Source organism: Phenylobacterium sp. (assembly GCF_035539035.1).
Classification (GTDB): Bacteria; Pseudomonadota; Alphaproteobacteria; order Caulobacterales; family Caulobacteraceae; genus Phenylobacterium.
This window is the reverse complement of the sequence record NZ_DATLJI010000012.1, coordinates 108,749-134,276: the sequence shown is the minus strand read 5'-3', so window position 1 is coordinate 134,276 and position 25,528 is coordinate 108,749. Positions and strand designations below refer to the sequence as shown.

Below are 25,528 nucleotides of genomic sequence, written 5' to 3'. Positions count from 1 at the left end.
ACCTTCCCGGGGCGAACCGGTGCAAAATCAGATCGTTAACGGGCCGAACGCGGTTGCGTGAACGGCTCAGGCGGTGAAGACCCCGCCGTCGCGGACCGTCACCGCCCAGGGCGTCAGCACATCGCCCAGGCAAGGCCCGGCCACGCAACGGCCGTCCAGGGTGAAGAGCGCCCCGTGGCCGGAGCACAGGATGTGTTCGCCGGATCTCGTCAGATAGCGGTCGTCCAGCGCCGCCAGCGGCCAGCCGGCGTGCGGACAGGAATCCACATAGCCGGCGACGGTCTCGCCGCGCCGGACCACGAAGCCGGCGAACAGCCGCGTGTCGGCGCGGAAGCGGAAGCCCTTGCCGCCGGGATCGGGGATCTCGTCGAGCGCGCAGAGGCGGGCGCCCGGCGGCGGCCGCGCCGGATTGGCTTCAGAGCGGCTGGCCAAGGGTGGACCGGAACCGCTTGATCTCGACGCGGTCCCAGAGGCCGGCCTTGGTGTAGGGGTCCTCGGCGTTGAAGGCGCGCACCTCGGCCTCGTTCTCCGCCTCGAGGAAGAACAGCGAGCCCGCCATGGCGTCGCTCTCGCTCAGCATCGGCCCGGCCATGCGGATCTTCCCGTGCTGGTCGCGGGCCCAGGCGAGGTGGGCCTCGCGGGTCGCCATGCGCAGGTCGAGCGCGTTTTCCTTGTCGAAGCAGGCCAGGACGTAGAGCGGCATTCAGCGTTCCTCGCGAAGGGGACGGGAGAGCAGGCCGCGGATGGCGTCGTCGACGCCGACCTCGCCGGCCAGGATGGCGGCCACGGCTTCGCAGATCGGCACGTCGACGCCCAGCTTGCGGGCGAGCTGGCGGACGGCCGGGGCGGAGGCCACACCCTCGGCGACCGAGAGCTTGCCGGCCAGCGCCTGCTCCAGCGTCTGGCCGCCGCCCAGCGCCAGGCCGACGCTCATGTTGCGCGACTGCGGGCTGGAGCAGGTGAGCACCAGGTCGCCCAGGCCGCAGAGCCCGGCCACCGTCTCGGCCTCGCCCCCCAGCGCCACGGCGATGCGGGTGAGCTCGGAAAAGCCGCGGGTGATCAGGGCCGCGTGCGCGGAGCGGCCGAGGCCACGGCCCTCCACGATGCCCGTGGCGATGGCCAGCACGTTCTTCACCGCCCCGCCCGCCTCGGCGCCGATCATGTCGGTGGCGAAGTAGGGCCGGAAGGTCGGGGTGGCGATGGCTTCGGCGAGGGCCCAGCCGAGGTCCTCGTCCGGACAGGCGAGGGTGACGGCGGTGGGCAGGCCGCGCGCCACCTCGCCGGCGAAGCTCGGGCCCGACAGGACGGCGGGGGCGGCCTGCGGCGCGGCCTCCGCCAGCACCTCGGTCATCAGCTTCAGCGAGCCCTGCTCGACGCCCTTGGAGCAGAGCACGATCGGCAGGCCGGCGCGCACGTGCGGCGCGAAGGCGGTCAGGCTGGCGCGCAGGTGCTGGGCCGGCGCGACGGCCAGGATCAGGTCGCGGTCGGCGAGGTCGGCGAAGTCGCCTGTGGCGCGGACCCCCGTCTCCAGCGGCACGCCGGGCAGGAACAGGCTGTTCTCGTGGCGAGCGTTCACCGCCTCGACCACCTCCGGCTCGCGGGCCCACAGGATCACGTCTAGGCCCGCCCGGGCGCAGACCTGGGCCAGGGCCGTCCCCCAGGCCCCGCCGCCGATGACTCCGGCCGTCTTCATGCCTTGGCGCCCTTTCGGCCGGGAACGTGGGTGGGGTTGGCGGCCGCCGCGGTCGCGTCCAGCGGCCAGCGCGGACGGGCGGCGGCGTCCAGCGGATCGGTCATGCCCAGCGCCAGGCGCTCGGCGCCGGCCAGGGCGATCATCGCCGCGTTGTCGGTGCAGTAGGCGAGCGGCGGCGCCGCGAAGGAAAAGCCGCGCGTGGCGGCCGCCGCCTGTAACCGCGCGCGGACCGCGCGGTTGGCGGCCACCCCGCCGGCCACCACGAACCGCAGCCCCTCGCCCGGGTGGCCGGCGGCGTAGGCCTGCATGGCCCGGTCGCTCTTCTCGGCGAGCTGCCGGGCGATGGCCTCCTGCACGGCGGCGGCCAGGTCGCGTCTGTCCGCCTCGCTCTCCAGCCCCTCGGCGATCCGCGCGGCGGCGGTCTTCAGGCCGGAGAAGGAGAAGTCGCAGTCCTTGCGGCCCAGCAGCATGCGCGGCAGCGGGAAGCGCTCGGGATCGCCGCCTTCCGCCAGCTTCTCCAGCGCCGGCCCGCCGGGGTAGGGCAAGCCCAGCGTCTTGGCGATCTTGTCGAAGGCCTCGCCGGCCGCGTCGTCGATGGTGGAACCCAGCCTGCGGCAGGCGCCCACCCCGTCCACCGCCAGCAGCTGGCAGTGGCCGCCGGACACCAGCAGCAGCAGGAACGGGTAGGGCAGGTGCGCGCCCAGCCGGGCCGAGACGGCATGGCCCTCCAGGTGGTTCACCGCCACCAGCGGCAGGCCGCGGGCCAACGCCACCGCCTTGCCGAACGACAACCCGACCATCACCCCGCCCACCAGGCCGGGTCCGGCGGTGGCGGCCACGCCCGTGAGGTCGCCATAGCCCAGGCCCGCCTCCTTCAGCGCGGCCGCGGCGATGGCGTCAATGCTCTCCACATGGGCGCGGGCGGCGATCTCCGGCACCACGCCGCCGTAGGGGGCGTGCTCGGCGATCTGCGAGCCCACCACCGACGACAGCACCTCCACCGTCTCCCCGTCCAGGCGCACGACGGCCGCGGCGGTCTCGTCGCAGCTCGTCTCCAGGCCGAGGACGGTGTGGGGGACGGTTTGGGCGGGGCTCATCGGTTGCCGGGGGGCGCCTGCTCCTGTAGCAGGCCCTTCTCGTCTTCAGGCTTGCAGGTAGACCGCCCACCGTGCCCACGCAACCGCCCGCCCCCTCCGGACCCGTGCGGATCGGCGCCCGAGGCTCCAAGCTGTCGCTCGCCCAGGCCGGCATGATGCAGCGCCGGATCGCCGCCGCCCTCGGCGCCGACCCCGAGAACGCCGCCGAGGTGGAGCGCGTCGCCCCGCTGATCGTCATCACCACCACAGGCGACCGGGTGCAGGACCGCCGCCTGCTGGAGATCGGCGGCAAGGGCCTGTTCACCAAGGAGATCGAGGAGGCGATGCTGGAGGGGCGGATCGACTGCGCCGTCCACTCGCTGAAGGACATGCCCGCCGAGCTGCCGCCCGGCCTGTGCATCGCCGCCATCCCCGAGCGCGAGGACCCCCGCGACGCCTTCCTGACCCGCGGGCCGGAGCGCCTGGAGGACCTGTCGGAGGGCGCCCACCTCGGCACCGCCAGCCTGCGCCGCCAGGCCCAGATGCTGCACCGCCGGCCGGACCTGAAGGTCTCCATGCTGCGCGGCAATGTCGACACCCGCCTGGCCAAGCTGCAGGCCGGCGAGGCCGACGCCATCCTGCTCGCCTACTCGGGTCTCCGTCGCCTGGGGCTCGGCCACCTGCCCAAGAGCCTGATCGACCCGGTGGAATGCCCGCCGGCCCCCGGCCAGGGGGCGCTGGCCATCGAGACCCGCGTCGAGGACCGCGACGCCCCCTGGGTGCGGGCCCTGCGCCACGAACCCACCATGATCGCCGTGGCCGCCGAGCGCGGCGCGCTGGCCGCGCTGGAAGGCTCCTGCAAGACCGCCATCGGCGCCCACGCGCGTTTCGAGGGCGGCGCGCTGAAGCTGATCGTCGAGGCCCTGACCTCCGACGGCGCGCGCCGCTTCCGGCACGCCGGCGAGACCGAGATCTCCCAGCTGGCCGACCCGGCCGCCTCCGCGCGCGACCTCGGCTGGTCGCTGGGCCTGGCGGTGAAGGACGAGGCCGGCGACGCCCTCTTCGTCTGAGGGGCTGTGGGCTCTTGCCGCACCTGGCGGGCCGGAGATTGATCCGGGCCCTTAGCGCGCTCACCTTTCCGGCAGTCGTCAAAGGTTAAGCTCCGCCATTATAAGGTCCGCGGATGCCCGTCCGTCGTCAGCGAATCTGGATCACCCGCGCCCAGCCGGGGGCCGACGCGACCGCCGAGCGCGTCCGGGCGCTGGGCCACGAGGCGCTGGTCGCGCCCCTGCTCGCCGTGAAGACCCTGGACGACGTGGACATCGACCTCACCGGCGTGGCCGCGCTCGCCTTCACCAGCGCCAACGGCGTGCGCGCCTTCGCGGACAAGTCCGGCGACCGGTCCCTGAAGGTGTTCGCCGTCGGCGCCGCCACCGCGCAGGCGGCGCGCGCCGCGGGCTTCCGCTCGGTGCTCTCCGCCGATGGCGACGTGGACGCCCTGGCGGACGGCATCGGCATGCGCCGCACCGAACTTAAGGGCGTGGTCCTGCATCCCGGCGCCGCCGAGCCGGCCGGCGACCTCGCCGGGGCGCTCGAGAAGCACGGCGTCGAGGCCCGTCGGCTGATCCTCTACGAGACCGGCCCGGTGACCCTCTCCGAAGCCCAGGCCGAGATGCTGACCAAGGCCGACGCCGCCCTCCTGCATTCGCCCCGCGCCGCCCAGGTGCTGGCCAAGGTGCTGAAGGCCCACCCCGCGCCCAAGTTGCGCGCGCTCGGCCTCTCCAAGGCGGTGATCCAGCCGCTCTCGCGCACCGCCATGGCCGCGAAGGTCTACCCGCCGTTCCCGCTGGAGGCGGCCCTGCTCAACCTGATCGACCGCAATCCATGACCGCGCCGCCCGAGCCCGCCGACCTCTCGGCGCCCAAGGATCCCGCCGAGTATCGGCGTCAGCCCGCCTCCGGATCTGCCCGATGGGCGGTGATCGCGCTCGGCGTCGTCTGCGTGCTCGCCGGGGCCGCCGTCGGCGTCCTGGCGCCGCGGATGCTCGCCGCACGGCCAGCGCCCCCAGCCGCGGCCGAGGCGCCGCTGGCGGCCGAGCCCGCTCTCTCCGCCGCCGCGCCCCCCGCCACGCCGGAGACTTCGCTGGCGACACCGGCCGCCTCCTCGGCCGAGATCGAGCGGCTGACGGCGCGCATCGCCGCCCTGGAAAGCCAGGAGAAGAGCACCAGCCGGGCCGCGGCCGCGGCGCTCGCCGCCGCAGCCCTCGTCGAGGCGACCCAGGGCGCGCGTCCCTTCTCCGACGAACTGGCGAGCCTGCGCGCCGCCGCTCCCGCGCTTCCGGAACTGGCCGCCCTCAGCCGTCTGGCCGAGGTCGGCGCCCCGACCCGCGCGGCCCTGGCCGCCAGCTTCCCCGACTATGCGGCCCGCGCGGCCACCGCCAGCCGGGCGCCTGGCGAAGGCGCAGGCCTCTCCGACCGGGTGGGCTACGCCCTCGCGCGCGTGGTCAGCATCCGCCGGGTGGGCGAGGTGACCGGGGAGGGCGTCGACGCCCGCCTGGCGCGCGCCGAGCGGCTGGTGGAGGACGGCGACCTCGACGGGGCGCTGCGCGTCCTCGACGGCCTGTCGCCCGCCGCCCGCGAGGCGCTGGCGCCCTGGCGCATCCGGGCCGAGCGCCGCGCCGAGATCGACCGCCAGGCCGCCGCCCTGCGCGCCCGCGCCCTTCGCGACCTCGGCCTGTCGGCGCGGAGCGGCGCATGATCCGTGTCGGCCTCGTCGTCTTCCTCGTCCTCGCCGCGGCGGTCGCCATCCTGGCGCTGACCGGCGACCCCGGCCGCGCCAGCATCGTCTGGCTGGGCTGGCGGGCGGACATGACCGCCGCGGCGGCCGTGCTGATCACCGGGCTCGGGGCCCTCCTCGCCACCCTCGTCTGGCGCACCCTCATCTGGATCCTGGAGGCCCCGCAGCGCGCCGAGCGGGCCCGTGCGGAGTCGCGCCGCCGGCAGGCCAACGAGGTGCTGACCCGCGGCTTCCTGGCCGTGGCCGCCGGCGACGGCTCGGAGGCCCGCCGGCTGGCCGGCAAGGCCGTGGACCTGGCCGTGGAGACGCCCGGTCTCGCCCGCGTGCTCGCCGCCCAGGCGGCGGAGGCGGCCGGCGACCCGGCCGCGGTGCACGCCGCCTACACCGCCATGCTGGGCTTTCCGGAGATGCGGCTGGCCGGCCACAAGGGCCTGATGCAGCTCGCCCTGGCCCAGGGCGACCGCGACGCCGCGCTCCGCCACGCCGAGGAGGCCTTCGGCCAGGCGCGCACCGCCCGCTGGGCCTGGCGCGCGCTGCTCGAGGCCAAGCTGGAGGCCGGCCAGTGGGAGGTCGCCCTGGACCTCGTGAAGAGCGCGCTGGACCGCAAGGTGGTGAGCCCGCTGGTCGCCGAGCGCGCTCGCGCCGCGCTTCTGGCCGCCACCGCCGCCCAGCTGGAGCACGCCCCCGAGCCCAAGGCCCGCGCCCAGGCGCTCGACTGCGCCGTGGAGGCCGCCCGGCTGCAGCCCGGCTTTGCGCCGGGCGTGGTCATGGCCGCCCGCCTGCTCGCCAAGGACGGCAAGGTCCAGCGCGCCGCCGCCAGCCTGGAGCACGCCTGGAAGGTCGCGCCGCACCCGGCCCTCTACCTGGCGTACCGCGACCTGAAGACCGACGAGACGCCCAGGGCCCGCGCCGCGCGGCTGATGGAGCTCTCCGCCCAGAACCCCACCCATCGCGAGAGCCTGATCCTCTACGTGGAGCAGGCGCTGATCGCCGGCGACGCCGCGGCCGCCGCCGAGGCCGCGCGCGCCCTGGACGGCGAGCCGGTCACCGCCCGCATCGCCGGCCTGATGGCCCGGGTGGCCTACGCCGGCGCCCGGCCGGACGACGCCCGCCTCTGGATGGCCCGGGGCATGAGCGCCCCGCACGAGCCCGACTGGTCGGACCTCGATCCCGAGGGGCGGGCCTTCGCCTACCACGCCTCGGACTGGGCGCGGCTGGTGGCGACCTTCGCCGAGACCGGCGAGCTGATCCACCCGCGGCTGGAGCGCCAGGAGCGCTCGCTCAGCGAGCTCCCCGAACTGCCGCTGTCCTACGCCGACGGCGCGGCGCTGCTCGGGGCCGACGCCCAGGAGCCGCTGCTCTATCCGATCGAGGAACACCCCTTCGCCGAGGAGCCGCCGCCCGCGCCCGAGCCCCCTGCGGCGCCGCAACGCCGCGCCCCTGCGAGGCGGCGCTTGGCGAGCGCGCCGAGAGCCGCTAAATAGGCGCCTCCTCGGCGGCCGGGCCTCTCCGCGCCGCTCCGTGGGCCGCCTTAGCTCAGCCGGTAGAGCGGCGCATTCGTAATGCGTAGGTCAGGTGTTCGAGTCACCTAGGCGGCACCATCTTTTCAATGACTTGGCGCGCTTTCTGCTGCTTCCCGCGGTCGAAAACGGTGCTGGGAAGCACTTGGGAAGCGGCCGGGAAGTAGATATTCCACATGGCGTCGCCATCCTGGCGCCGCGCGATGAACCTGGCCCCTGGTCCGCTCAGCGGACCGCGGCCTTACCTCTCGCCGGAAACTGCACACGAAGGGAAAATGTACACGATCAAACAACTGGGCCTCTCCGGCAGCGAGGACCGCCTCCAAGTCGGCTCGCCGGAGGAAGTGCTCACCTTTGGGGCGGCATGGCAGAAGAACGGGCCGGTGTTCGTCGAGTGCCCGAATGGACTCACATTTCCATTCGAAATATTTCAAACCCAAATGGTCGAAGGCAACGTTCGCTTCGGCTTGCCCGACGGCAGTAGATGACGTTGGAGCCTGACTTTAAGGGGGAACCGAAGATGGCTGATGGTCGTGTTTTGGAGGTCATCACGCGGCCAATGACGGAAGGCGGCAGGCCGATCCGCAACTTCTACGCCGTCAACGTCGACAGCAATGACCTGGCGGTCCAAACGCTCGAAACTCATATGGCAGGGAAGCTCAAAGACGAGATCGTGCTCGTTCATACCGTATTTCCGGAAGGCACCGCAAAGCAGGCCCGCATGAATCCTGGGGACGTGCTGTTCCTCTTCAGCACCTTCTGACCGCCGGCGAATTCGCTCGCTACCTCCGACGCGGGCAGGCCGGAAGACGGACCGCCGTCGGTTTCAAGAGACCCGCTAAGAGCGCTTCTTCGCTTCTTTTTCGGTAGGCAGCCTCGGACGCAGGTCGAGGCCCTTCACCATGAGCCGTAGCTCACCACCCATACGCTCAACAATGCTCCGCGCCTCTTCATTGAGCATCTGAATGAGGCCGACGAAATCCATCTCATCGTTGGTTTCGGGATGTCGCCAACGCCGCTCGGAGGCCACCGTGATCAGCAGGCATCCAGCTCTGCTGGATTCGGGGCCCATGTACTTCCTGACGAGCTGATCATGCAGTGCGACCCTGAGCTCGTTGGCCGACCTATCCTTCTCGCCGACCTTAAGTTCGATGACGGCTTGATGGTCCGACCGGACAGAAAGGAGGCGGATATCAGTCTCCTTATTGTCGGCGGTCACAGCCTCCTGATCTATTTTATACGCGCCGCGGGCCAAGCCCCGCAGTTCGTGCGCGATCATCTGGCGCATCACAGTCTCGTCCTGAATAAGGGCCCACGCCGCCCTTGGAGAGTCATCGCGAAGCAGAATGTCCTCCAGATCTCCGAGCCGGTCGCGCATCAGCTCAAACATCTCGTCACGAGAACTCGGCGGAAGCTCGCCCTTCCGATTCAGCTGAACAATCGCGGCTTCGCTCGCCGCCTCAGTGTCCACCTCTTCCGCCGCCCGCTCGCGCGCCAACCGAATGATGCGGTCGCCGATGTGTGACAGCAGGGGGTCGTTGGCCAACTCGATCTTTGCTGCCCAAGCGTGGGAACCCTGTCTTTCCAGCAGGGCTGAAAGCGCGGCATTGCGGCCCCACTCGGCGTGGTCGCGGGCCCCGGGCGTATAGGAGCCTTCATGGTCGACGTCATCCCTGAGGCGGACATGCTCGTAGGCCAACTTCACAAGGCGCAAGAGAAGATCCGGCGTGAAGGTTTCCTGCTTCAGGTCGACGAGCCGCCCACCCAGGCGATCACCGAATAGGGTGCCGAACCATTGGACGCCCGGCCCCTCGACCTCGATTGGGGCGGAGGCGAGCAGCCGCTCAAGCGCGACCACTCCGTCAGGTGGCGAGAGCCGCATCACGGTTGGAAGCCATACACGTAGGAACGGGTCGCCGTGGTCGCCGCCGAGTGAACCTAGCGCCGCCCGTAGCAGCTGCTGTTTGTCCTTCTCGTCACCGTGCCGAAGAATAACGGCGACGACCCGCTCTAATCGGAGGGCGGCCGCATACGCATCCTCGTTGTGACTTGCAGCAAAACCGCCCTGCTGCAGCCAGCTCAGGAGCCCCGGCACAAATAGAGCGGCTATTTCGGTCGCCGCGTACTCGACGTTCTGAAGGGTCGACGCATGAAATGCCGACGACGCTGGCTCGGCGAGCTCCCACGCGACTTCCGCGCCGAGCACACGGGTGATCGCTCCTGGGTGAGCGCGAGCGACATCTACGAGCCAGCCGGGATAACCGTTGAGCTGTACCGGAGCGTAACGGACGGCGAGCTCCGCCTCATCGGGGCTCAGCTTTGCAGCCCAGTTTCGGTCTTCCGCTTCTGCCGATATCCCGGCTAGGCCGAGCTGCCACTTGGTGAGGTAAGTGTTGCGTTCTTCTGGCGCGCGCTCGCTTCGAACCGTCGGCCGTTCTGCGCGCCAATATCCCATCAATGTATGTCGGAGACGGTCTGCCGCCTGCGAACCGAAATGGCTTTCTACAAAAGCTCGGTTCCAGCCCGAGGAGCGGCTTTCATTCCCCGTTCGCTGCATGGCGCGCCAGAGGTTCCAGGCCGTGTTGTCGGCGCGCTCGACCCCAAATACCTCAGCAGGCCGCTCAGAGATCTGCCGCCAAAAGGCTAGCCAACTTGCCCGGGCCTTTGCTTGCCGACGCTCCCGCTGCCTCTTCTGTTTGGCTGCTTGAACTTCCCACCTTTCGACGTCTCTGTTCCTGGCGGGTGGCTTGCTGCGGTCATCGATGACCGCGCTCAAGGCCACATTATCAGCTACTAACGGTCTCAGAGAGGTCAGGTACGAGGCCCACTCGCTCCCGGCCGGTGGGACCACGAGGGCGGCTTCAAGGAGCAGTGCCCGGAGCTTGGGGTCCTTGTCCTTGAGACAAAGCATCCTGCGAACCCACTCGCCATCCTGTAGGTCGTTCAGAGCGAGCGCACCTCGATGAGTAAGTTCGAATAGGCGGTTTCGAGCATCGGCCGCTGGCGAGAGTTCCTCAAGGAGGGCAGCCTCTGCCAAAAAAGTGCGCTCCCGCGTTTCCGATGACGATGCCGCCAACAATTCGCGAAGCTCACGCGATGGCTCGTCGTTGCCGTGCTCTGGTTTGGTGAGTCGTAGGGCCACAGCCGCGGACCGAAGCACGTCCGGCGAGCTGACCCCTTCCTTGAGCTGTCGCGTGCAGGTCGCGGCCAGCGCCGGAACCAAAAACCCGCGCATGGTTACAAGTGGCGGCCACTCCTTTCGCCATTGCAGTCCCTCGGTCACAAGGTCGAAAAGCGCTGACCGCAGGCGGTCAAAATCGGCGGATCCGCTCTGCATGCCGGCTATTGCTCTTGGGAACTGCCAGCTGATTTCGCCAAGCGCCGAGCGCCTTTCGGCAACCCTCCCCAAAATGGCCTTGAGACCTCCTACGCTGAGGTGCTCGGGGAAGAGGCGGACGGCCGACCATCGCGCTAAGCGATCCGGCCAAAGTATTGGGTCGGCGCCCATTCGCTCAGATAGGGCCGCCAGGCGGCCGTCCTTGAGGTCACTCAAGGCATCGATCGCGTGCATACGAACGGAAACAGAGGAGCCGCTGTCCAACGCGACGTCGTAGGCCAGGTCAGCGCACTCGCTGATCTGGCCGGCGCCGATCAAGGCAAGCGCCACCTCTTTGACCTCTGGGTTCTCGATCCCAGCGCGCCAGGCCACCGCTATGACACCGCCAAGATCTGCTGACGCGAAGCGGTGAATTTGGATCGCGGGAACTTGCAGGCCCTGCCATCCGCCTGCCCCAAAACGGCGAAAGTACTCCGAAAGGGCCTGCCTCCGCTGCGCAGGCAAGAGCGCTTCAGGGTCGCCTTCGGTCAACAGGAGGTCCGGCTCGCGGCCGAGGACTTCCGCAAATACACGTTCATCCTGGCCTGCAAGCCATGCCGCAATAGGACGCAACGAGGGTTTCACTACCCGTTCGCCGGCGGCAGTGGTCGCGAAAAGGAGCCGCCTCATTGCGCTCCACGACATGCCCCGATCGCTAAGGCGCTTGAGCTGCTGGGCGGCCAGGAACTCGATTACTGATCTATGATGGAACCTGACCCTCCCGTAAGACGAGAAGCCAAATAGGGGCCGCTCTAGAAGCGTCTGTCTCTGTTGGGCCGTCCAATCGGAAAGGATGGTCGCAGGGTCGAGTGCTGGCGTGGCGCCCTCATTCCGGTCGGCCTCTGCGCTGTGCCGAATGGTAAGCTTGCGGGAAAGTACGGCGGCCAGCGCCAATCGGGCGGCGCCCTCCTTCGCTTGATCCAGCGACAGCGGCACCTTTTCAGCGCGGTCTTCCCTCGCAGCCAGCTTGATCTCAATGTTCGCGAGGACCTGAGCGGAGTGTGTTCTGATCCGCCGTTGCTCGCGCCAATCGGCACAGAGTTCGATCAAATCCTGAGGCCGACGAGCGAAGTCGAGAGCGTTCCGGCGCCGCAAATCCGCGATCATCTGCTCGGCGTCGACGACCCCCTGAGCCGCAGCGAATTCGGCAATCTGGCCATCGGAGAGAGGCACGAGCAGAACGCGTCGCCAAGCCTGGTCCTCATGTTCCTGCGCCCTCTTCGCTTCCCCCATGGCGATCTCAGCGAACTCCGCGGCTGTGCCGCGGTCTTCCGCACGGGGAGGTACAGGCAGGATTTCGCGCATTTGCTGCTCATCCAGCGGAATGGGCCGCGACGTGAGCACAAGGCGAACGCGTCCGAGGCGGCCGGGCACTGCCTTAGCCAAATTTAGCAACGCTTGTTTGAACGAGCCCTGCGTCAGTCGCAGCTCGTCATATGAGTCCAAGAAGAATGTGGCGTGTTGGGTTGGCGACTGAAGCCAGGCCTCGAAGCGCACTTCCTCATCAGGTGACAACATCAACTGCAGCGGGCTTCGAGCGAGCTGTGCTAGCTCGACGAAGAAGGCCGGCTCTCCCAACTGGTAGAGAGCCCTCTGCTGCGACTGACATTCGTACGTCTTGCCCAGGCCGGCTTCCGAATAGATCAGTATCCGCTCTGACCTGAGTAACTCACTCCAGCCCAGGTCGCCGCCCCGCAGAAATCGCTCTGGATAGCTCAGGACCTCTTCCGAGATGCTGAGACCCTGGGCGATGTCTCGAAAGGTGCGATCGATCACAGTACTGCCTCTGGCTGGGCGCGATCTAAGCAGGGGCACGGCTCCAAGCTCAACAGCTGACAGAGGGTGCGTGCTCGATGCGCGGCCCCTCGCGGCCGCGGTGTTCATAGCCTTAGTTCGCTAGAGGCTCCGGCAGTCCAAGGTCCGCCGCCCGCGCTTCGACGCCAGTGGCCTGCGCGACATGGTCGAAGAGCCACGAAAGTTGCTGCTGAGCTCGGGCCGGCAGTGGCCGGCGCAGCTCTGCAGAAAGTCGTTCCAGGATTGACCCCATCAAAGCGGCGGCTGGGATGTCGACTAGTGTAGTCCCGACCGCCACGCCCGTGAGCTCTTGGTAGGTCTCGAGGTAGGGACCTGCATCGACCGGGCGTCGTCGGATGCGATCGATGAAGCCGGTTACGTAGGGATCAATCATCGCGGCGTCGCCGGCGCGGCGCACCCACGGCAGGTCCTCCCGAATGAGTTCCGGCCGTTCAGGATCAAGAATGACTCGGGGGCCGAAGGCGAGCTTTTGTTCAAGCTCGTAGGCTCTATTCAGTGCGGGCCCGAACACTCCCGCTTCCGAGTGATGGAGCAAGCCTGTTGTAACCGCGCCCCTGAGAAAAAACCCTTGAAGCGCTGAGCCGAACACCAGCTGGGCTAGGCCCTCTGTCCATGAGGCATAGATGCTGGGCTCCCAGCCAATGGAGAGAATGACGTTGTCCGAGAAAGTGGAAATGCGGCCGGCGTGACCCTGTGAACCGCTTGGCTGTGCGAAGGCTGAGAAGTTCGCAAGCGCTGCTCTCAGTCGGGCAATTCGCCTTGGATCGCTCCCCGCCTCTTCGATGTGCGAACGCCACCCGAGGATATCGAAGTAAACGCAAAGACGATTCTCATAAGGTACGGATCCGAAGAGTAGTTCGTGCTCCCCGAGAATCATTCCGGCTCTCCTACGAAGATATTCCGGTGCGCGCATCAGAAGATGCAGCCCATATAGACGTGGGCGAACCGATCCAGAGCGGCGCGCTTTACCTTAGGCGCGCATAGATCGCTCACAAATAGCCCGAAGGCGTCAAACTCAGTGAACTCAGTTGGCTCACGACTATCGCCCGGATAGGCCCGCTCGTCCGACGTAAAGCAGTGCCGGAGCGAGGCCCACAGCGTCCACTCCAGTTCGAGTTCCTCGTCAGGGTCGAACGGCGAGCCCTCGCCAGCCAATACCGTGCGCCTAACTATCCCCAGGTCCGAGAGCAGGATTGTAGCGGCGTTATGCGCGCACATGTCTGCCAACTGAATTCCCCGGACCGCCCTTGAATCCTGTCCGGGGCTAAGCTTGGCGCGCCGTAGCGACTGATGCTGTCGCCAGCGTCCGACTGTTCCAGGCGCGGCGATGCCGCGGTCGAGAAAAACGTCCAAGGGACGATTATCAAAGCGACCGCGGACAATCATTGCGTCCAGAAGGAGACCGACATGATCAACGATCAGGTGACGTTCCGATCGGTCGGAAATCACTAGTGCAACCTTACTGCCGGCGTTGAGCAGCACGTGGAGGAGGTCGGAGCGCAGCTGCTGCAGATGTGGTTGCCCGGCCATAGAGGCCGAGCTCTTGAATTCATCCGATCCTGGCGCGAGCCCGGCTCGCGTCAGTGCGGCATCCACCGACTCATGCACGGGCGCAGCGGGGATCACCAAGGCGGTCAGAATGAAACCGGCTCGATCGTGGATACTTTCGTCCACGTAGACCGGCTGCCTCGACGTTGTCGTGTCCAGTTGCGCATCCATGGGAAAAGCTGACGGTGGTAGATTGCGCCTGAACGAAAGGATCGAGTGCAAGATAAAAGGCGCGGGACCTGGTGGTCCTTGGCGCTTGTAGGTGCTGGGGATTTCGCGGGACCTAGCGGGCAGCCATGGTCCCGCGCCGGACGAAAACGCCAGCCGCATCAACGGCGATCGCGGGACCATCCCCTGACACGCCGCTTCGTTCACGAAGGGGAAAAGGCTTTCGCGACACGCCGAGCGCAGGCCGGCCGGCGGGAGCGGGTCAGGGCTGCGGCCGCCAGGCCGCACCGCGAAAGCGGCGGCGAAGCCGGCCTTGACGCGCTCGCAGAGCCGGCCGGCACGCTCGCGCGGCGAGCGAAAACCTCCTAGCGATCCTCCAGATCGTCGGGAGTGATCAGCTCGACGGGGGTGACTCCCAGCGCCTGGGCGAGTTCGTACAGTGACACGACGGTCGGGTTCCGACGCCCTCGCTCTAGGCCGCTGATGTAGTGCTGCGTGAAGCCCGAAAGTTCGGAGAAGCGCTCCTGCGTGAGGCCGCGGGCGAGGCGAATGCGCCTGACGTTCCTGCCCACCAGCTTCCGCATGTCCATGCGGCCAAGCTGGCAAGCTACACACTGCGAGGTTTATCCACTATAGTATATATCCAGCCGCTCCGTCGCGATCGTCGCCTGTGGGGCCGCCTTTCGACGTGAGCTGAGACGGCCAAATGACAGGCCTCAAGCCCGAACAAGCCCCCTCTGTCAGCGAGAGCGGATCCCTTTCCCTCGAGCTGCTCTACCGTCGCCACTTCAACTGGCTGATGCGAGCTGTTCGGCACCGGTTTGGGCGCGACCAGGCAGAGGACCTCGTGCAGGAGACCTACGCCCGCGTCGCCGCCTCACAGGGCGTTGCTGTCCGCAATCCCAAGGCCTTCCTCATGCAGGTCGCTACAAGGGTCGCGATCGACCAGGAGAGGCGGCGCGCGGTACGCAGCAATGTGTCGATGACCTCATGCGGCACGCCGGACGTTGTGGACGAAGCCGCTCAGGCCGAGCTTCTGCTGCTCAAGCAGGTCATTCTCGGCCTTCCCGTGCAGCTCAGAGAAACGTTCCTTCTGAGCAGGGGCGCGGGGCTCACATACGAGGAAATCGCCGCACGGGAAGGTGTGGCGTTGAAAACAATCGAATGGCGCATGTCCAAAGCCCTGAAGCTCTGCGCAAAAGCGCTGGCGACGCAGGACGGCTTCTGAGTTGAGCTTGAGAGTGGCTGCTCTCGGGTGTGAGACAAGACACCTGGCAAGGGCGACCCGCTGGCCGGCGTACTGACTAGCGAGACAGCGGAGTTATGATCGTCTCTAACCCGCTGGCGACGGTTCCGTCGCCGAGGCAGCAGGCCACGCTACTTCTTGCTCAAGTCCGTCAGGGGGTTGCTCGTCATGGTGATCGGAGCGTGTGGCACCAGCGCGTTGGCGAAAATATTGCGTGTGGCCGGCCCGGGCGGGGGCAAGGGTGGAGGTGGCCAATTCACTTGGCCCGTCTGGGGATCGCGTGCCCGATTGAACCAATCCCACACCCACTGCGGCATGAATCCGGCCGGTATATCGTAGGGGTTTAGCCCCACTGCGAGCACGTGATCGGCCGCAAGGAGGTGGGACCGCAATTGCCCCGTGATGACTCCTAGCGGCTTGTCTGACCAGAGGACCCATGTGTTTGGCGTGTAGCGGATCCAGTCGGTGGCGACGGCGGTGATCGCAGGTTCCAGGGCCGTCGGATGGGTCATGTCGCTGGAGTAGATCACCGTAATGTGGGCGTACCTATGCATCGTGTCCCCCTTCAGGCTCAGGGGGGGCGGCCGGGTTGGGCACAGGTCGGACGTCGATGTAAGTCGCTTGTACAGCGTCAATCTGACTTCCGGGCGGAGCCCGCATGGCCCCGTCGATCAGCACTTTGGCGACATGGACACTATCCATTGCCGACAATTCTGGGTGGCGGTCGGCGTACCAGTAAGCGGCGCCCAAATAACTGAGCGCCAGCACGATTGCCATTCCGAGGGCGACAAGCGCGAGAGGCGGCTCCCGGAAAGCCAGCGGGAGCGCCACAATCCCACAGATGATGGCGAGAGCGATGACGACGGTGCCGATGCGTCCGTTGGTCCCCGGCCCGAACTTCATCCGAGCCACCGGGCCCAAACCCTGGACCAATCCGCTCCAAGAAGGTCGTTGGTTTGCCACGGCTCAGCTTAACATCTGGGAGGCTGCGGGGGTCAACGCGACCGCTTAGGCGTCGACCTTCTCCGCCGGAGGCTGCTTAGGGCCGCCCCCGCCGCCGAACAGCCAGCCCATTGCTCCCCGGCCTCCCTCATGCACTGGTGATCCGGGGCTATCCTTTTCAACGAGCCGAAGCGGTGCCTCTGCCAGCCGGTCCAACGCGATTGAGAACAGCTTCTTCTGGGCTTCGGGGTCAATGTAGGCCGCCTGAGCCCGGTAGCCTTCATAGGCCTTCGCAACGCTCGCCTTGAATCCGTAATCTTCCGCGAGCCTAAACCGCTGTCCGATTTGTCGCGTTATTAGCCATGCCGCCCACACCGGCGCCGATATGCTCAAGGCAGTGAGCGTCACGTTCAGCCACAGCACCCGAAAATCGATGTCCGGCTTCTCCATGAGGCGGTGGACGTATTCGACGCGCAGGAAAGTAATCCAACCCCCCGCGCCAAGTGCAAGCACCAACAAAACTGCCAAGATGATCGTACTGGAGTTAAGGCCATTTGCTCTCTCGGCGAATGCCTTGCCGAGTCCGATGGTTGTGGCGGCGCTAAACGCGTCGTTCGCACGCTTGATGATTTTTTGCGCCTCGCCGTCTGCCTCGATTAGACGTCTCTTGGCCGCCTCAATCTCGGCCTCCGCATTTTGTGCATTCTCTGTGATCTTCTCTAGCTCAGCCTTGGCGTGCTGATAGCGCTCGCGAGCATCTTCCAGTGTGCGAATGTCGGCCGGCAGTGCCTCGGCTATCGCGTGCGCTTCGTTGATTGAGGTGACTTTCTTCGCCAGCTCCGCGCTCTCGACGCCGAGCTGCTGGATGCCCGCTTCGATGTTCCGCAGCTGCTGGAGCTGCGGCGCGGGCAAGATCTTCTTGTCCTTGAGCGCCTGGACATCGAAGGGGGGTGCGACGTACTTGTCTAGGATCAGATGAATAGATTCAGCGAGCGTCTCCACTACAAAATAGGCATGGAAAGAGTTGCCTCCGTTAAGATGGGCCAGGACCTGGCTCGCAATGAAGCCGATCCGCGACGGAATCTGCGAGATTCGTTGCAAGTCGGCGTCGCCGATTTCGCCACCGTCCGATGCTACTTTCTGTGCAAGCTCTTTCGCTCGAGTGATGATGTCATGGAGGTCATGCCGGCTGCCCGCTGGATTGTGCCAGACACCGGTCCATTCCATGTACGCCCGGTCGTCGCCGGACTGTTGGATAACGGTATTCGCTAAGCCGTCCAGCCCCCCTGCAATCTCGTTCAAAATACTTGTTGCGTCAGCCATTCGCCCCCTCCCCAGGTTGCTTGCTAATGGCAGTGCACGGAGCGCGCGTAGTCAACCCCGCGTCACGCCCACTGCCGACGTTCTATTTAGATCCTTGGCGGAGCGCCTTCCCACATCAGCAGGTCCGCTGTGGGCATCCATCACTTCTAATCTTTGGAGTAGCTCCGTTGCCGGCGCTCAAGCCATCGTGCAGCAGGCCCATAATCTGAGCGCTGACCTCGCCAGCCGCACCGATGAGCGCCTTGTCGAGGTGCACATAGCGTTGGGTCACGCCCATCGATGCATGGCCCAGAAGCCCAGCGATTGTGAGCTCCGAATAGCCCATGTCGGCGGCCACGCTGGCGAAGGTGTGCCTGAGGGTGTGAAGGGTGACGCCCTCGATCCTGGCTAAGGCGCACAGGCGCGCGATCGTCTTATCCGCAGCCACGAAATGCGTCTCCGCGCGGTCGCTGGGGAAAACGAACACCTGCCCCTCCCGCCGCCGCTGCGACTCGATCAGCGCCCGCGCCGCCCGCCCGATGGGCCTTGTCTGAGGTCCCGTCTTCGTGTCGGGGAAGCGCACCGAGTCAGCGGACACCCAGGCAAATTGCAGGCCGAGCGCTTCACCCCGCCGAAAGCCCGTCATCAGCATCAGCGTCACCGCTGCCAGGGCGACGGGGCTCTCACCCAGCCTCTCCGCCTCCCGCATCGCCGCGCCGAGCGCGGCGATCTCCTCTTCCGAGAGCCGCCGCGTGCGCTTCTGGCTCGCGATCTGGCGGACGCCTAGGGCCGGGTTCCGGTCGATCAACTCCCACCGCCTGGCGTGACCCAGGACCGTGCGGAGTGTCGCGACGGTACGGCCTGCGACCCCTTCGCCGCCCTTGGTGTTGGCTCCACGCCCCTTCCGCTTCTTGGTCGCCCTGGTGGAGCCTGTAGCGATCTGCGCCTGCATCCGCTCGACGTCCCCAAGCGTGAGCGTGCGCACCGCGCGTCCGCCCAAGAGCGGGCGGATGTGACGCTCGATGCGGGTGCGGTCGTTCTTGAGTGTGGAGGGCTTTATCGGTCGCCGGCTGCGCCCCAGCAGGCGACCCGAGCTCGCTTCCTCAAGGTACCAGTCGCAGATCTCGGCGACCGTCTTGCCCGCGCGGATGCGCTTCCGATCGCCTGCCGGATCGGCGCCGCCCGCCACCGCCCCGAGCTCCTTGAGCGCAAGCTTCCGCGCCTGGTCGGGTGCGATGACCCCGTGCTTGCCGAGCGCCATGCGGCGGGTGAGGCCATCGGCGTTGCGATACTGGACCAGATAGGTCTTTGAGCCGCTGCGCACCCGCACCCCAAACCCGCGCAGCTCTTCGTCCCAGAGGAAGAGGTCGCGCCCCTCCTGCGGCTTCAGCGCATCGACAACCCGCTTAGTGATCTTCGGCATTCCGCACTCCTGCTTCCCAGGAGTAGACGCAGCTGCTTCCCAGCCACCCTGGCGGGGCGCTGGGAAGCATATGGGAAGCAAATGACGCGAAATCGGCGTCGCGGCCTAGCGTGCTCGTGAGCGACAAAAGCACAAGCACATCAATGGCTAAGGCGTGTTTTGGCGCGCTTTCGGATATCGAAGAAAAGGTACCCTGGGGCCGTTCGTAATGCGTAGGTCAGGTGTTCGAGTCACCTAGGCGGCACCACTTCTTCCCCTCTTCACGTGTTTCGCGGCCAGGCCGTCCCCAGGCGGGCCGGGCCGCGCGCCCTCACGGCCGCATCGCGCCTGTGGGCTGCCATGGAACAGCCCTGATTTGTCCGCTTCAGCGCCTCAGACTCACCGGCTGATCGGCTTCTCGGACGCCGCACGGGGGCCGCCATGAGCAATCTGACCTACGTCTCCTTCGTGCCGAGGTCCAAGCGGGCCAGGCTGCGGTCGGTCCTCACGACCGAGGATACGGGCCCGCTCCGCTGGGTCGAGAAGCGCCGGTGGTTCGGCAGCGAGTTCCACTTCTCCGGGCCGGCGCGCCTGGTGAGGAAGACCCACGCCTTCATCACCGAATGGCTGGCGTCGGACCGATGAAGGCCGCCGCCCAGGTCCGCCCCCTCCCCAAGATCCGCTTCCTCAACCGCAGCTTCATGGCGCTGGTGGTCACGCCGCGCTTTCCGATGGGCGACTGGTTCGCGGCCCTCGACCGGGAGCTCGCCCGCGCGCCCGGCTTCTTCGGGAGCCGTCCGGTGGTGGCCGATCTCGCGGAGGCCGTCGCCGACGACGGCCCGGCCAACGTTCCGATCATCCTGGAGGGGCTGGAGGCGCGTCGCCTGCGGCTGGTCGGGGTGGAGGGCGTCGAGGCAGGCGTGCTGTTCGGCACGCCGTGGGCCAGGCTCGCGGTGGGGCTCGCGGTGGGGCTCGCTGGGCGCGACCTCGCGCCGGAGCCCGAGCCGGCCGCCACGCCGGCCGCCCCTTCGCTGCTCGTCGACCGCCCGGTGCGCTCCGGGCAGTCGATCGTCTTCGACGCCGGCGACGTCACTGTCCTCGGGGCCGTCGCGTCCGGCGCCGAGGTGCTCGCCGGCGGCTCGATCCATGTCTACGGCCCGCTCCGCGGCCGGGCCATCGCCGGCCTGCGCTCCGGCCCCGGATGCCGCATCTTCTGCAGCCGGCTGGAGGCCGAGCTGGTCGGGATCGACCGGCTCTACCGGACCGCCGAGCACTGGGGCGCCGGGTTGCAGGGCCGGCCCGCCCAGGTCCTGTGCGACCGCGGGACCCTGAGGCTGAGCCCGCTGGCTTGAAGATCGGATCTCGCCCGGCGGCGAGAAGGAGTGCGTCTGATGTCCAAAGTTATCGTGGTCACGTCGGGAAAGGGCGGCGTCGGCAAGACGACGTCCTCGGCCGCGCTCGGCGCCGCCCTGGCCCAGGCCGGCCAGAGCGTCGTCGTGGTCGACTTCGACGTCGGCCTGCGGAATCTCGACCTTGTCATGGGCGCCGAGCGCCGGGTGATCTTCGACCTGGTCAACGTCGTGCAGGGCGACGCGAAGCTCAACCAGGCGCTCATCCGCGACAAGCGGCTCGAGAACCTGTGGCTGCTGCCGGCGTCCCAGACGCGGGACAAGGACGCGCTCACCGAGGCGGGGATCGAAACCGTGATCGCCGAGCTGCGGGAGCGGTTCGACTGGGTTCTCTGCGACAGCCCCGCGGGGATCGAGAAGGGCGCCACCCTGGCGATGCGGTTCGCCGACGTCGCCGTGGTGGTGGCCAATCCCGAGGTGTCCTCGGTGCGCGACTCCGACCGGATCATCGGCCTGCTGGATTCGAAGACCCGGCGCGCCGAGCACGGCGAGCGGGTGGAGAAGCACCTCCTCCTGACCCGCTACGACGCGGCCCGCGCGGCGCGTGGCGAGATGCTGAAGGTGGAGGATGTCCTGGAGATCCTCGCCATCCCGCTGCTCGGCATCGTTCAGGAGAGCGCGGACGTGCTGACCGCCTCCAACGTCGGCTCCCCCGTCACCCTGCACAATCCCGCCTCGCCCGTGGCGCGGGCGTACGCCGACGCCGCGCGCCGGCTGATGGGCGAGGCGGTCGCGATCCGCACGCCGACCGAGCGGCGGAGCCTCATCGGGCGCCTGTTCGGGCGCAAGGCGGCTACCGCATGAGCATCCTCAACTTCTTCAACCGCAGCCGCTCGGCGCCGGTGGCGCGCGACCGGCTTCAGGTCCTGCTCGCGCACGAGCGCACCTTCGCCAGCCGTAGGGACCTGGCCGCCGTCCTGGAGCGGGAGATCCTCGAGGTCATCGGCCGTCACGTGCCCATCGACCGCGACAAGGTCACGGTGCGCCTCGACCGCGGTCGGCAGGTCTCGACGCTGGAGATCGACATCGAGCTTCCGGAGGCGGCCATCCCCGCCGGCTAGCGCGGCCGCCGCGCCCGCCCTAGGGCAGCGCCGCTTGGCCCGGTCCGGGCGCCGGGGCGCGAGCATGGCCGCACCCCGCGAGCCAGGAACGGTGCGGCCCCTGGCGGGACCACAGCCGCTCGTGGATGGCGAAGGCGAAGGTCTGGACGATCGGCTCGACCAGGCCCACGGCCAGCGCGATCCGCCAGTCGCGGGTGAGCGCGAAGGCGACGATGATCGCCACGGTGAGGTGCATGAGCGAGTAGGTGCACGTCTTGGCCAGCGTCCTGTTCATCGCCTTCGCCCCCGCTAGCCGACCGGCGTGGTGGCGCCGGCGCCGGGGCCCGCGCCCAGGTCCGCGCCGGTGATCGGATCCACGTCGGGCGCCGACTCCGTCCGCGCCGCCAGCTTGGCGAGCACCTTGGCGTCCGCCGTGGGAAGCTTGACCGACGCCGTGCCGTCGCCGCCGTCGACCGCGGCCTGGTCTTCGCGCTCGCTGACGACCTCCCAGTTCTCGCCCGCGTTCCACGGACCGTTCATGTCACCGTCGCCCTGCGACATGTCGTAATAGACGTCGGTGAACTCCGGCTTCCCGGGCAGCTTGCCGGGCGGGAAGTTGGGCTCGATGGCGTAGAGCGCCTTCTCGAAGGACTTCTGGTGGGCGACCTCGCGGGTCATCAGGAAGCCGAGCGCGTCCTTGATTCCGGGATCGTCGGTGATGTTGATCAGCCGCTCGTAGATGATCTTCGCGCGGCTCTCGGCGGCGATGTTCGAGCGCAGGTCGCAGGTCGGGTCGCCGCGGCTGTCCACATAGGCGGCCGTCCACGGCACGCCCGAGGAGTTGGTCAGCGCAGGGCCGCCGCCGTAGAGGATCGCCTGGGTGTGGCTGTCGCCGCCCTTGGTCAGCGACAGATAGAGCTCGGCCTCGCTCATGGCCGCTTCGGCGAGCTGGCCCTTGGCGCCCTTGTTGAGCATGGCGACGATGGAGCCGATCACCTCGAGGTGGCTCAACTCCTCCGTGGCAATGTCGAGCAGCAGGTCCTTGCGGCCGGGATCGTCCTCCGCAAGGCCCTGGGTGAAGTAGCGCATCGCGGCCGCGAGCTCGCCGTCGGGCCCGCCGAACTGCTCCAGCAGCAGGCTTGCGAGCACCGGATTGGGTTCCGAGACGCGCACGGTGTATTGCAGTCTTTTATTGTGCATGAACATGAGGAAAGCTTTCTGGAGGGGCCGGGCGCCGCCGGCGCGTTGATCTTCGAACCCTCGCGAAAGATCTAGGTTCCCACGGTCCAGGTGTTCGTCTGCGGCTATCCTGAAATTAGACTTGCGTTTCGGCCGACAAGTGACGTGCGGGTCGCCCTAATTTGAGTAAAGCGTCGCCTCGGAGTCTTGGGGGGCCGGCCGGCGGGGCGGCGTGGCTCGCGCCGTGCCGGCGCTCACCCAGTCGTGATGGTCGCCCGCTGGCCCGCCGGAACAAACCGTGTGTTCAAAAAGTCTCAGCCCACGGAGGGACTTCTTTGATGACGGGATGAGGAAATGGCCAAGTGGGAACCCAAGCAAGGGGACTGGAAGCACACGCTCTATGGGACCGACCAGGGGGAATGGCTGACGGGCTATTCGTCCGATGACACCATCTACGCCAATGGGGGCGACGACCGCGCGGACGGCGTGCACGGCACCGACATCCTCGACGGCGGGGATGGCGACGACACGCTGCAGGGCGGCACCGGCACCGACTACCTGACCGGCGGCCTCGGCGGCGACTACTTCATCGTCGGCGCGAACAGCGGCTGGGAGATCATCTACGACTACCACAGCGACCAGGGGGACCGGATCATGGTGAAGAGCTCCGGCACCACCGACTACACGGTCGAGGTGCGGGACGGCGACACCCTGATCGACTTCGGCCAGGGCGACGGCCTGGTGCTGGTGGGCTTCACCGGCTTCACGTCCAACGACCTGACCTTCTACTGAGCGGCCGGTCGCCGGCCGGCCGGGGCGGGACCCCAGAAGCCCTCCTTGCGCGCCGGCGCGTCCGGCGATCCACCGATCGGACGGTGGCGGCTGCGGCCGCCGCCGCATCCGCCCGCTCGAGAGCGGGTATTCCTGATCCTGAGAGGTTGTGCGCGGCGCGTCTGGAGTCTAGGCAAATGATCGCGACCTAGTTAGCTAGCTAACGAGCTGGCGACTATCTAAGTCTTACTTCGGGTAAGGGCCGAGCTTCACAGCCAATTAACGATCTTATCATGTCCTGTGGCCCTGATGATTTCGGGGCGAACTATGTTTCTTCAAAATATAAAGATATCGCGCAAACTCCTGGTTGCAAACGTCTGCCTCTTACTACTCGGCCTCACGGGCAACGGGCTCGCGCTCTGGAACCTGCAGCAGATCGACCTCAACGCAGATGTGAGCGACGCCAGCGCCGATCTGGTGAAGAACGCCGACCACATCGCGCAGGGGGTGATCGAGCAGCAGAGCGCCCTGCGAGGCTATGTGCTGAGCCAGGATCCCGCGCTGCTGGAGACCTACCGCAAGCAGACGGGAATCACCGAGGAGGCCGCCCGCGCCTACGTCGCCGGGGCCCCGAACGAGGAATTCAAGGACGACGCCCGCCAGGTCCAGAAGATGATGGCGGCGTGGCGGAGCCAGTACGCCGACCCGATCATCGCGCTCGCGGGCGACCCGGCCACCCGCGGCGAGGCGGGGGTCCTGCTCGCCCAGGCCGACCTGGGGCCCATCCGGGAGCTGATCGAGGAGATCGGCGAGGACGGCGCGGCGGCGCAGGACCAGGCCGCGGCCGCGGTGCAGCACCAGACCAAGCTCGCCAAGCTGGCGCTGGCCATCTGCGGCGGACTGACCCTCGTGGCGGCGTTGGCGCTCGCCTGGCTGATGTCCCGGCTGATCGCCGCCCCGGTGGCGCGGATGACGGCGACGATGCGCAAGCTCGCCGACGGGGACAACACCGTGGAGGTGCCCGGGGTCGGCCGCGGCGACGAGATCGGCGAGATGGCCGAGGCGGTGCAGACGTTCAAGGATGCGGCCGTGGAGAAGCTGCGTCTCGAAGGGATGACGGCGGAGCAGGCCAAGGCCGCCGAGGACGAACGCCGCCGCCAGGAAGCTGCGAAGGCCGAGGCGGCCCGCCAGCAGCAGGAGGTGGTCGACGGCATCGCCGCCGGTCTGGAGAAGCTCGCGGCCGGCGACCTCCTGTTCCGCCTGAACGCTCCCTTCGCGGGCGAGTACGAGAAGCTGCGGGCCGACTTCAACGGCGCTATGGACCAGCTGCAGGAGACCATGAAGGTGGTCGCGGGCAATGTGCGCAGCATGCGCTCCGGCGCCGGCGAGATCAGCCAGGCGGCCGACGACCTGTCCCGCCGCACCGAGCAGCAGGCCGCCAGCCTCGAGCAGACGGCCGCGGCGCTCGACGAGATCACCGCCACCGTGCGCAAGACCGCCGAGGGCGCCAACCATGCCCGCGACGTGGTCTCCACCGCCAAGTCCGACGCCGAGCGGTCGGGCGAGGTGGTGCGTCAGGCGGTCGAAGCGATGGGCGGGATCGAGAGGTCCTCCTCGCAGATCAGCCAGATCATCGGCGTGATCGACGAGATCGCCTTCCAGACCAACCTCCTGGCCCTGAACGCCGGCGTCGAGGCGGCCCGCGCCGGCGACGCCGGCCGCGGCTTCGCGGTCGTGGCTTCGGAAGTCCGGGCGCTCGCCCAGCGCTCCGCCGACGCCGCCAAGGAGATCAAGACCCTGATCTCCGCCTCGACGGAACAGGTGGAACAGGGGGTGTCCCTGGTCGGGGAGACCGGCCAGGCGCTGAGCCGCATCGTCGAGCAGGTGGCGGACATCACCACCGTCGTCTCGGAAATCGCCGCGTCAGCCCAGGAACAGGCCACCGGCCTGCACGAGGTGAACACCGCCGTGAACCAGATGGACCAGGTCACCCAGCAGAACGCGGCCATGGTGGAGCAGTCCACCGCCGCCAGTCACAGCCTGGCCCAGGAGGCCGAGGAGCTGGCCCGGCTGATCAGCCGCTTCCAGGTGGGGCAGGACGGCGGCTCTGCGCGCGTCGCACGGCCCGCGCCGGCCATGAAGACGGTCTCCGCCCACGCCGGCGGCGGGGGGGCCCTGCGCAAGGCGGAGCCCGCGCCGGACGCCGACAGCTGGGAGGAGTTCTGACGCGCGCGGCGCACGGTCC

Annotated in this window: 24 protein-coding genes, 1 tRNA gene and 1 pseudogene; 14 read left to right on the top strand and 12 right to left on the bottom strand. The window is 67.9% G+C overall.

Annotated features, from left to right (window positions below; genetic code table 11):
• Positions 1–66: 66 nt before the first annotated feature.
• Genes VM685_RS05945 through tsaD form a run of 4 tightly spaced genes read right to left on the bottom strand, consistent with a single transcriptional unit; the run spans position 67 to position 2,790 of the window.
• Positions 67–432: a Rieske (2Fe-2S) protein gene (locus VM685_RS05945; RefSeq protein WP_325459202.1), complete on the bottom strand. Its 366-nt coding sequence runs from the start codon at positions 430–432 to the stop codon at positions 67–69.
• Positions 416–703, bottom strand: coding sequence for a YciI family protein (locus VM685_RS05940; RefSeq protein WP_325459201.1), 288 nt, complete (start codon positions 701–703; stop codon positions 416–418). Before VM685_RS05940 ends, VM685_RS05945 begins: the two co-directional genes overlap by 17 nt.
• Positions 704–1,693, bottom strand: coding sequence for an NAD(P)H-dependent glycerol-3-phosphate dehydrogenase (locus VM685_RS05935; protein ID WP_325459200.1), 990 nt, complete (start codon positions 1,691–1,693; stop codon positions 704–706).
• Positions 1,690–2,790 carry a tRNA (adenosine(37)-N6)-threonylcarbamoyltransferase complex transferase subunit TsaD gene (gene tsaD, locus VM685_RS05930; RefSeq protein WP_325459199.1) on the bottom strand — a complete coding sequence of 367 codons (1,101 nt, stop codon included), beginning with the start codon at positions 2,788–2,790 and terminating at the stop codon, positions 1,690–1,692. The genes VM685_RS05935 and tsaD overlap by 4 nt, the downstream gene beginning before the upstream one ends.
• A gap of 71 nt (positions 2,791–2,861) precedes the next feature.
• Here tsaD and hemC point away from each other — a divergent pair, with 71 nt between their 5' ends.
• From hemC to VM685_RS05895, 7 genes are all read left to right on the top strand, one after another.
• Positions 2,862–3,839, top strand: coding sequence for a hydroxymethylbilane synthase (gene hemC, locus VM685_RS05925; RefSeq protein WP_325459198.1), 978 nt, complete (start codon positions 2,862–2,864; stop codon positions 3,837–3,839).
• Between the two features lie 113 nt (positions 3,840–3,952).
• Positions 3,953–4,657: a uroporphyrinogen-III synthase gene (locus tag VM685_RS05920; protein WP_325459197.1), complete on the top strand. Its 705-nt coding sequence runs from the start codon at positions 3,953–3,955 to the stop codon at positions 4,655–4,657.
• Positions 4,654–5,526, top strand: a complete 873-nt coding sequence (locus VM685_RS05915) for a COG4223 family protein (protein WP_325459196.1) — start codon at positions 4,654–4,656, stop codon at positions 5,524–5,526. The genes VM685_RS05920 and VM685_RS05915 overlap by 4 nt, the downstream gene beginning before the upstream one ends.
• Complete coding sequence (locus VM685_RS05910; RefSeq protein WP_325459195.1) at positions 5,523–7,049, top strand: heme biosynthesis protein HemY; 1,527 nt, start codon at positions 5,523–5,525, stop codon at positions 7,047–7,049. Before VM685_RS05915 ends, VM685_RS05910 begins: the two co-directional genes overlap by 4 nt.
• Positions 7,050–7,090: 41 nt before the next feature.
• A tRNA-Thr gene (locus tag VM685_RS05905) sits at positions 7,091–7,166 on the top strand.
• 194 nt (positions 7,167–7,360) lie between these two features.
• Positions 7,361–7,573, top strand: a complete 213-nt coding sequence (locus VM685_RS05900; RefSeq protein WP_325459194.1) for a hypothetical protein — start codon at positions 7,361–7,363, stop codon at positions 7,571–7,573.
• Positions 7,574–7,605: 32 nt separating this feature from the next.
• Positions 7,606–7,848 carry a hypothetical protein gene (locus VM685_RS05895; RefSeq protein ID WP_325459193.1) on the top strand — a complete coding sequence of 81 codons (243 nt, stop codon included), beginning with the start codon at positions 7,606–7,608 and terminating at the stop codon, positions 7,846–7,848.
• 75 nt (positions 7,849–7,923) lie between these two features.
• On the opposite strand, the gene VM685_RS05890 is transcribed toward VM685_RS05895, so the two are convergent.
• The 4 genes from VM685_RS05890 to VM685_RS05875 form a co-directional block, all read right to left on the bottom strand.
• Positions 7,924–12,237 carry a hypothetical protein gene (locus tag VM685_RS05890; RefSeq protein ID WP_325459192.1) on the bottom strand — a complete coding sequence of 1,438 codons (4,314 nt, stop codon included), beginning with the start codon at positions 12,235–12,237 and terminating at the stop codon, positions 7,924–7,926.
• A gap of 112 nt (positions 12,238–12,349) precedes the next feature.
• The gene (locus tag VM685_RS05885; RefSeq protein ID WP_325459191.1) at positions 12,350–13,153 is read right to left on the bottom strand and encodes a hypothetical protein; all 804 of its coding nucleotides are present in this window, start codon (positions 13,151–13,153) and stop codon (positions 12,350–12,352) included.
• A 35-nt stretch (positions 13,154–13,188) separates the two neighbouring features.
• Positions 13,189–13,995, bottom strand: a complete 807-nt coding sequence (locus VM685_RS05880) for a hypothetical protein (RefSeq protein ID WP_325459190.1) — start codon at positions 13,993–13,995, stop codon at positions 13,189–13,191.
• 362 nt (positions 13,996–14,357) lie between these two features.
• Complete coding sequence (locus VM685_RS05875) at positions 14,358–14,582, bottom strand: helix-turn-helix transcriptional regulator (protein ID WP_325459189.1); 225 nt, start codon at positions 14,580–14,582, stop codon at positions 14,358–14,360.
• A 116-nt stretch (positions 14,583–14,698) separates the two neighbouring features.
• On the opposite strand from VM685_RS05875, the gene VM685_RS05870 reads away from it, so the two are divergent.
• Positions 14,699–15,220 carry an RNA polymerase sigma factor gene (locus tag VM685_RS05870; RefSeq protein ID WP_325459188.1) on the top strand — a complete coding sequence of 174 codons (522 nt, stop codon included), beginning with the start codon at positions 14,699–14,701 and terminating at the stop codon, positions 15,218–15,220.
• A gap of 1,026 nt (positions 15,221–16,246) precedes the next feature.
• On the opposite strand, the gene VM685_RS05865 is transcribed toward VM685_RS05870, so the two are convergent.
• Both VM685_RS05865 and VM685_RS05860 read right to left on the bottom strand, forming a co-directional pair.
• Complete coding sequence (locus VM685_RS05865; protein ID WP_325459187.1) at positions 16,247–17,503, bottom strand: hypothetical protein; 1,257 nt, start codon at positions 17,501–17,503, stop codon at positions 16,247–16,249.
• A 115-nt stretch (positions 17,504–17,618) separates the two neighbouring features.
• The gene (locus VM685_RS05860; RefSeq protein WP_325459186.1) at positions 17,619–18,905 is read right to left on the bottom strand and encodes a site-specific integrase; all 1,287 of its coding nucleotides are present in this window, start codon (positions 18,903–18,905) and stop codon (positions 17,619–17,621) included.
• A 420-nt stretch (positions 18,906–19,325) separates the two neighbouring features.
• Between VM685_RS05860 and VM685_RS05855 the strand changes: the two genes are divergently transcribed.
• The 4 genes from VM685_RS05855 to minE are packed head-to-tail and all read left to right on the top strand — an operon-like array spanning position 19,326 to position 21,354.
• Positions 19,326–19,529: a hypothetical protein gene (locus VM685_RS05855; protein ID WP_325459185.1), complete on the top strand. Its 204-nt coding sequence runs from the start codon at positions 19,326–19,328 to the stop codon at positions 19,527–19,529.
• Positions 19,508–20,236 carry a septum site-determining protein MinC gene (gene minC, locus VM685_RS05850; RefSeq protein ID WP_325459184.1) on the top strand — a complete coding sequence of 243 codons (729 nt, stop codon included), beginning with the start codon at positions 19,508–19,510 and terminating at the stop codon, positions 20,234–20,236. The genes VM685_RS05855 and minC overlap by 22 nt, the downstream gene beginning before the upstream one ends.
• Before the next feature lie 39 nt (positions 20,237–20,275).
• On the top strand, positions 20,276–21,097 hold the full coding sequence (minD, locus tag VM685_RS05845) for a septum site-determining protein MinD (protein WP_325459183.1): 822 nt from the start codon (positions 20,276–20,278) through the stop codon (positions 21,095–21,097).
• Positions 21,094–21,354, top strand: a complete 261-nt coding sequence (minE, locus tag VM685_RS05840; protein ID WP_325459182.1) for a cell division topological specificity factor MinE — start codon at positions 21,094–21,096, stop codon at positions 21,352–21,354. Before minD ends, minE begins: the two co-directional genes overlap by 4 nt.
• 103 nt (positions 21,355–21,457) lie before the next feature.
• Here the strand turns inward: minE and VM685_RS05835 are convergent.
• A pseudogene (locus VM685_RS05835) lies at positions 21,458–21,628 on the bottom strand (DUF2061 domain-containing protein); the annotation flags it as partial.
• 14 nt (positions 21,629–21,642) lie between these two features.
• Positions 21,643–22,533, bottom strand: a complete 891-nt coding sequence (locus VM685_RS05830) for a manganese catalase family protein (protein WP_325459181.1) — start codon at positions 22,531–22,533, stop codon at positions 21,643–21,645.
• 333 nt (positions 22,534–22,866) lie between these two features.
• Here VM685_RS05830 and VM685_RS05825 point away from each other — a divergent pair, with 333 nt between their 5' ends.
• Both VM685_RS05825 and VM685_RS05820 read left to right on the top strand, forming a co-directional pair.
• Complete coding sequence (locus VM685_RS05825) at positions 22,867–23,304, top strand: hypothetical protein (RefSeq protein WP_325459180.1); 438 nt, start codon at positions 22,867–22,869, stop codon at positions 23,302–23,304.
• A gap of 306 nt (positions 23,305–23,610) precedes the next feature.
• Positions 23,611–25,509, top strand: coding sequence for a methyl-accepting chemotaxis protein (locus tag VM685_RS05820; RefSeq protein WP_325459179.1), 1,899 nt, complete (start codon positions 23,611–23,613; stop codon positions 25,507–25,509).
• The last annotated feature ends 19 nt before the right edge of the window (positions 25,510–25,528 follow it).

Bases quoted from the DNA above. Each gene is read 5' to 3' on its own strand.
- VM685_RS05940 (WP_325459201.1), bottom strand. From the start codon at position 703: ATGCCGCTCTACGTCCTGGCCTGCTTCGACAAGGAAAACGCGCTCGAC.
- VM685_RS05935 (WP_325459200.1), bottom strand. From the start codon at position 1,693: ATGAAGACGGCCGGAGTCATCGGCGGCGGGGCCTGGGGGACGGCCCTG.
- tsaD (WP_325459199.1), bottom strand. From the start codon at position 2,790: ATGAGCCCCGCCCAAACCGTCCCCCACACCGTCCTCGGCCTGGAGACG.
- VM685_RS05920 (WP_325459197.1), top strand. From the start codon at position 3,953: ATGCCCGTCCGTCGTCAGCGAATCTGGATCACCCGCGCCCAGCCGGGG.
- VM685_RS05915 (WP_325459196.1), top strand. From the start codon at position 4,654: ATGACCGCGCCGCCCGAGCCCGCCGACCTCTCGGCGCCCAAGGATCCC.
- VM685_RS05910 (WP_325459195.1), top strand. From the start codon at position 5,523: ATGATCCGTGTCGGCCTCGTCGTCTTCCTCGTCCTCGCCGCGGCGGTC.
- VM685_RS05900 (WP_325459194.1), top strand. From the start codon at position 7,361: ATGTACACGATCAAACAACTGGGCCTCTCCGGCAGCGAGGACCGCCTC.
- VM685_RS05895 (WP_325459193.1), top strand. From the start codon at position 7,606: ATGGCTGATGGTCGTGTTTTGGAGGTCATCACGCGGCCAATGACGGAA.
- VM685_RS05885 (WP_325459191.1), bottom strand. From the start codon at position 13,153: ATGATTCTCGGGGAGCACGAACTACTCTTCGGATCCGTACCTTATGAG.
- VM685_RS05880 (WP_325459190.1), bottom strand. From the start codon at position 13,995: ATGGATGCGCAACTGGACACGACAACGTCGAGGCAGCCGGTCTACGTG.
- VM685_RS05875 (WP_325459189.1), bottom strand. From the start codon at position 14,582: ATGGACATGCGGAAGCTGGTGGGCAGGAACGTCAGGCGCATTCGCCTC.
- VM685_RS05870 (WP_325459188.1), top strand. From the start codon at position 14,699: ATGACAGGCCTCAAGCCCGAACAAGCCCCCTCTGTCAGCGAGAGCGGA.
- VM685_RS05865 (WP_325459187.1), bottom strand. From the start codon at position 17,503: ATGGCTGACGCAACAAGTATTTTGAACGAGATTGCAGGGGGGCTGGAC.
- VM685_RS05860 (WP_325459186.1), bottom strand. From the start codon at position 18,905: ATGCCGAAGATCACTAAGCGGGTTGTCGATGCGCTGAAGCCGCAGGAG.
- VM685_RS05855 (WP_325459185.1), top strand. From the start codon at position 19,326: ATGAGCAATCTGACCTACGTCTCCTTCGTGCCGAGGTCCAAGCGGGCC.
- minC (WP_325459184.1), top strand. From the start codon at position 19,508: ATGGCTGGCGTCGGACCGATGAAGGCCGCCGCCCAGGTCCGCCCCCTC.
- minD (WP_325459183.1), top strand. From the start codon at position 20,276: ATGTCCAAAGTTATCGTGGTCACGTCGGGAAAGGGCGGCGTCGGCAAG.
- minE (WP_325459182.1), top strand. From the start codon at position 21,094: ATGAGCATCCTCAACTTCTTCAACCGCAGCCGCTCGGCGCCGGTGGCG.
- VM685_RS05830 (WP_325459181.1), bottom strand. From the start codon at position 22,533: ATGCACAATAAAAGACTGCAATACACCGTGCGCGTCTCGGAACCCAAT.
- VM685_RS05825 (WP_325459180.1), top strand. From the start codon at position 22,867: ATGGCCAAGTGGGAACCCAAGCAAGGGGACTGGAAGCACACGCTCTAT.
- VM685_RS05820 (WP_325459179.1), top strand. From the start codon at position 23,611: ATGTTTCTTCAAAATATAAAGATATCGCGCAAACTCCTGGTTGCAAAC.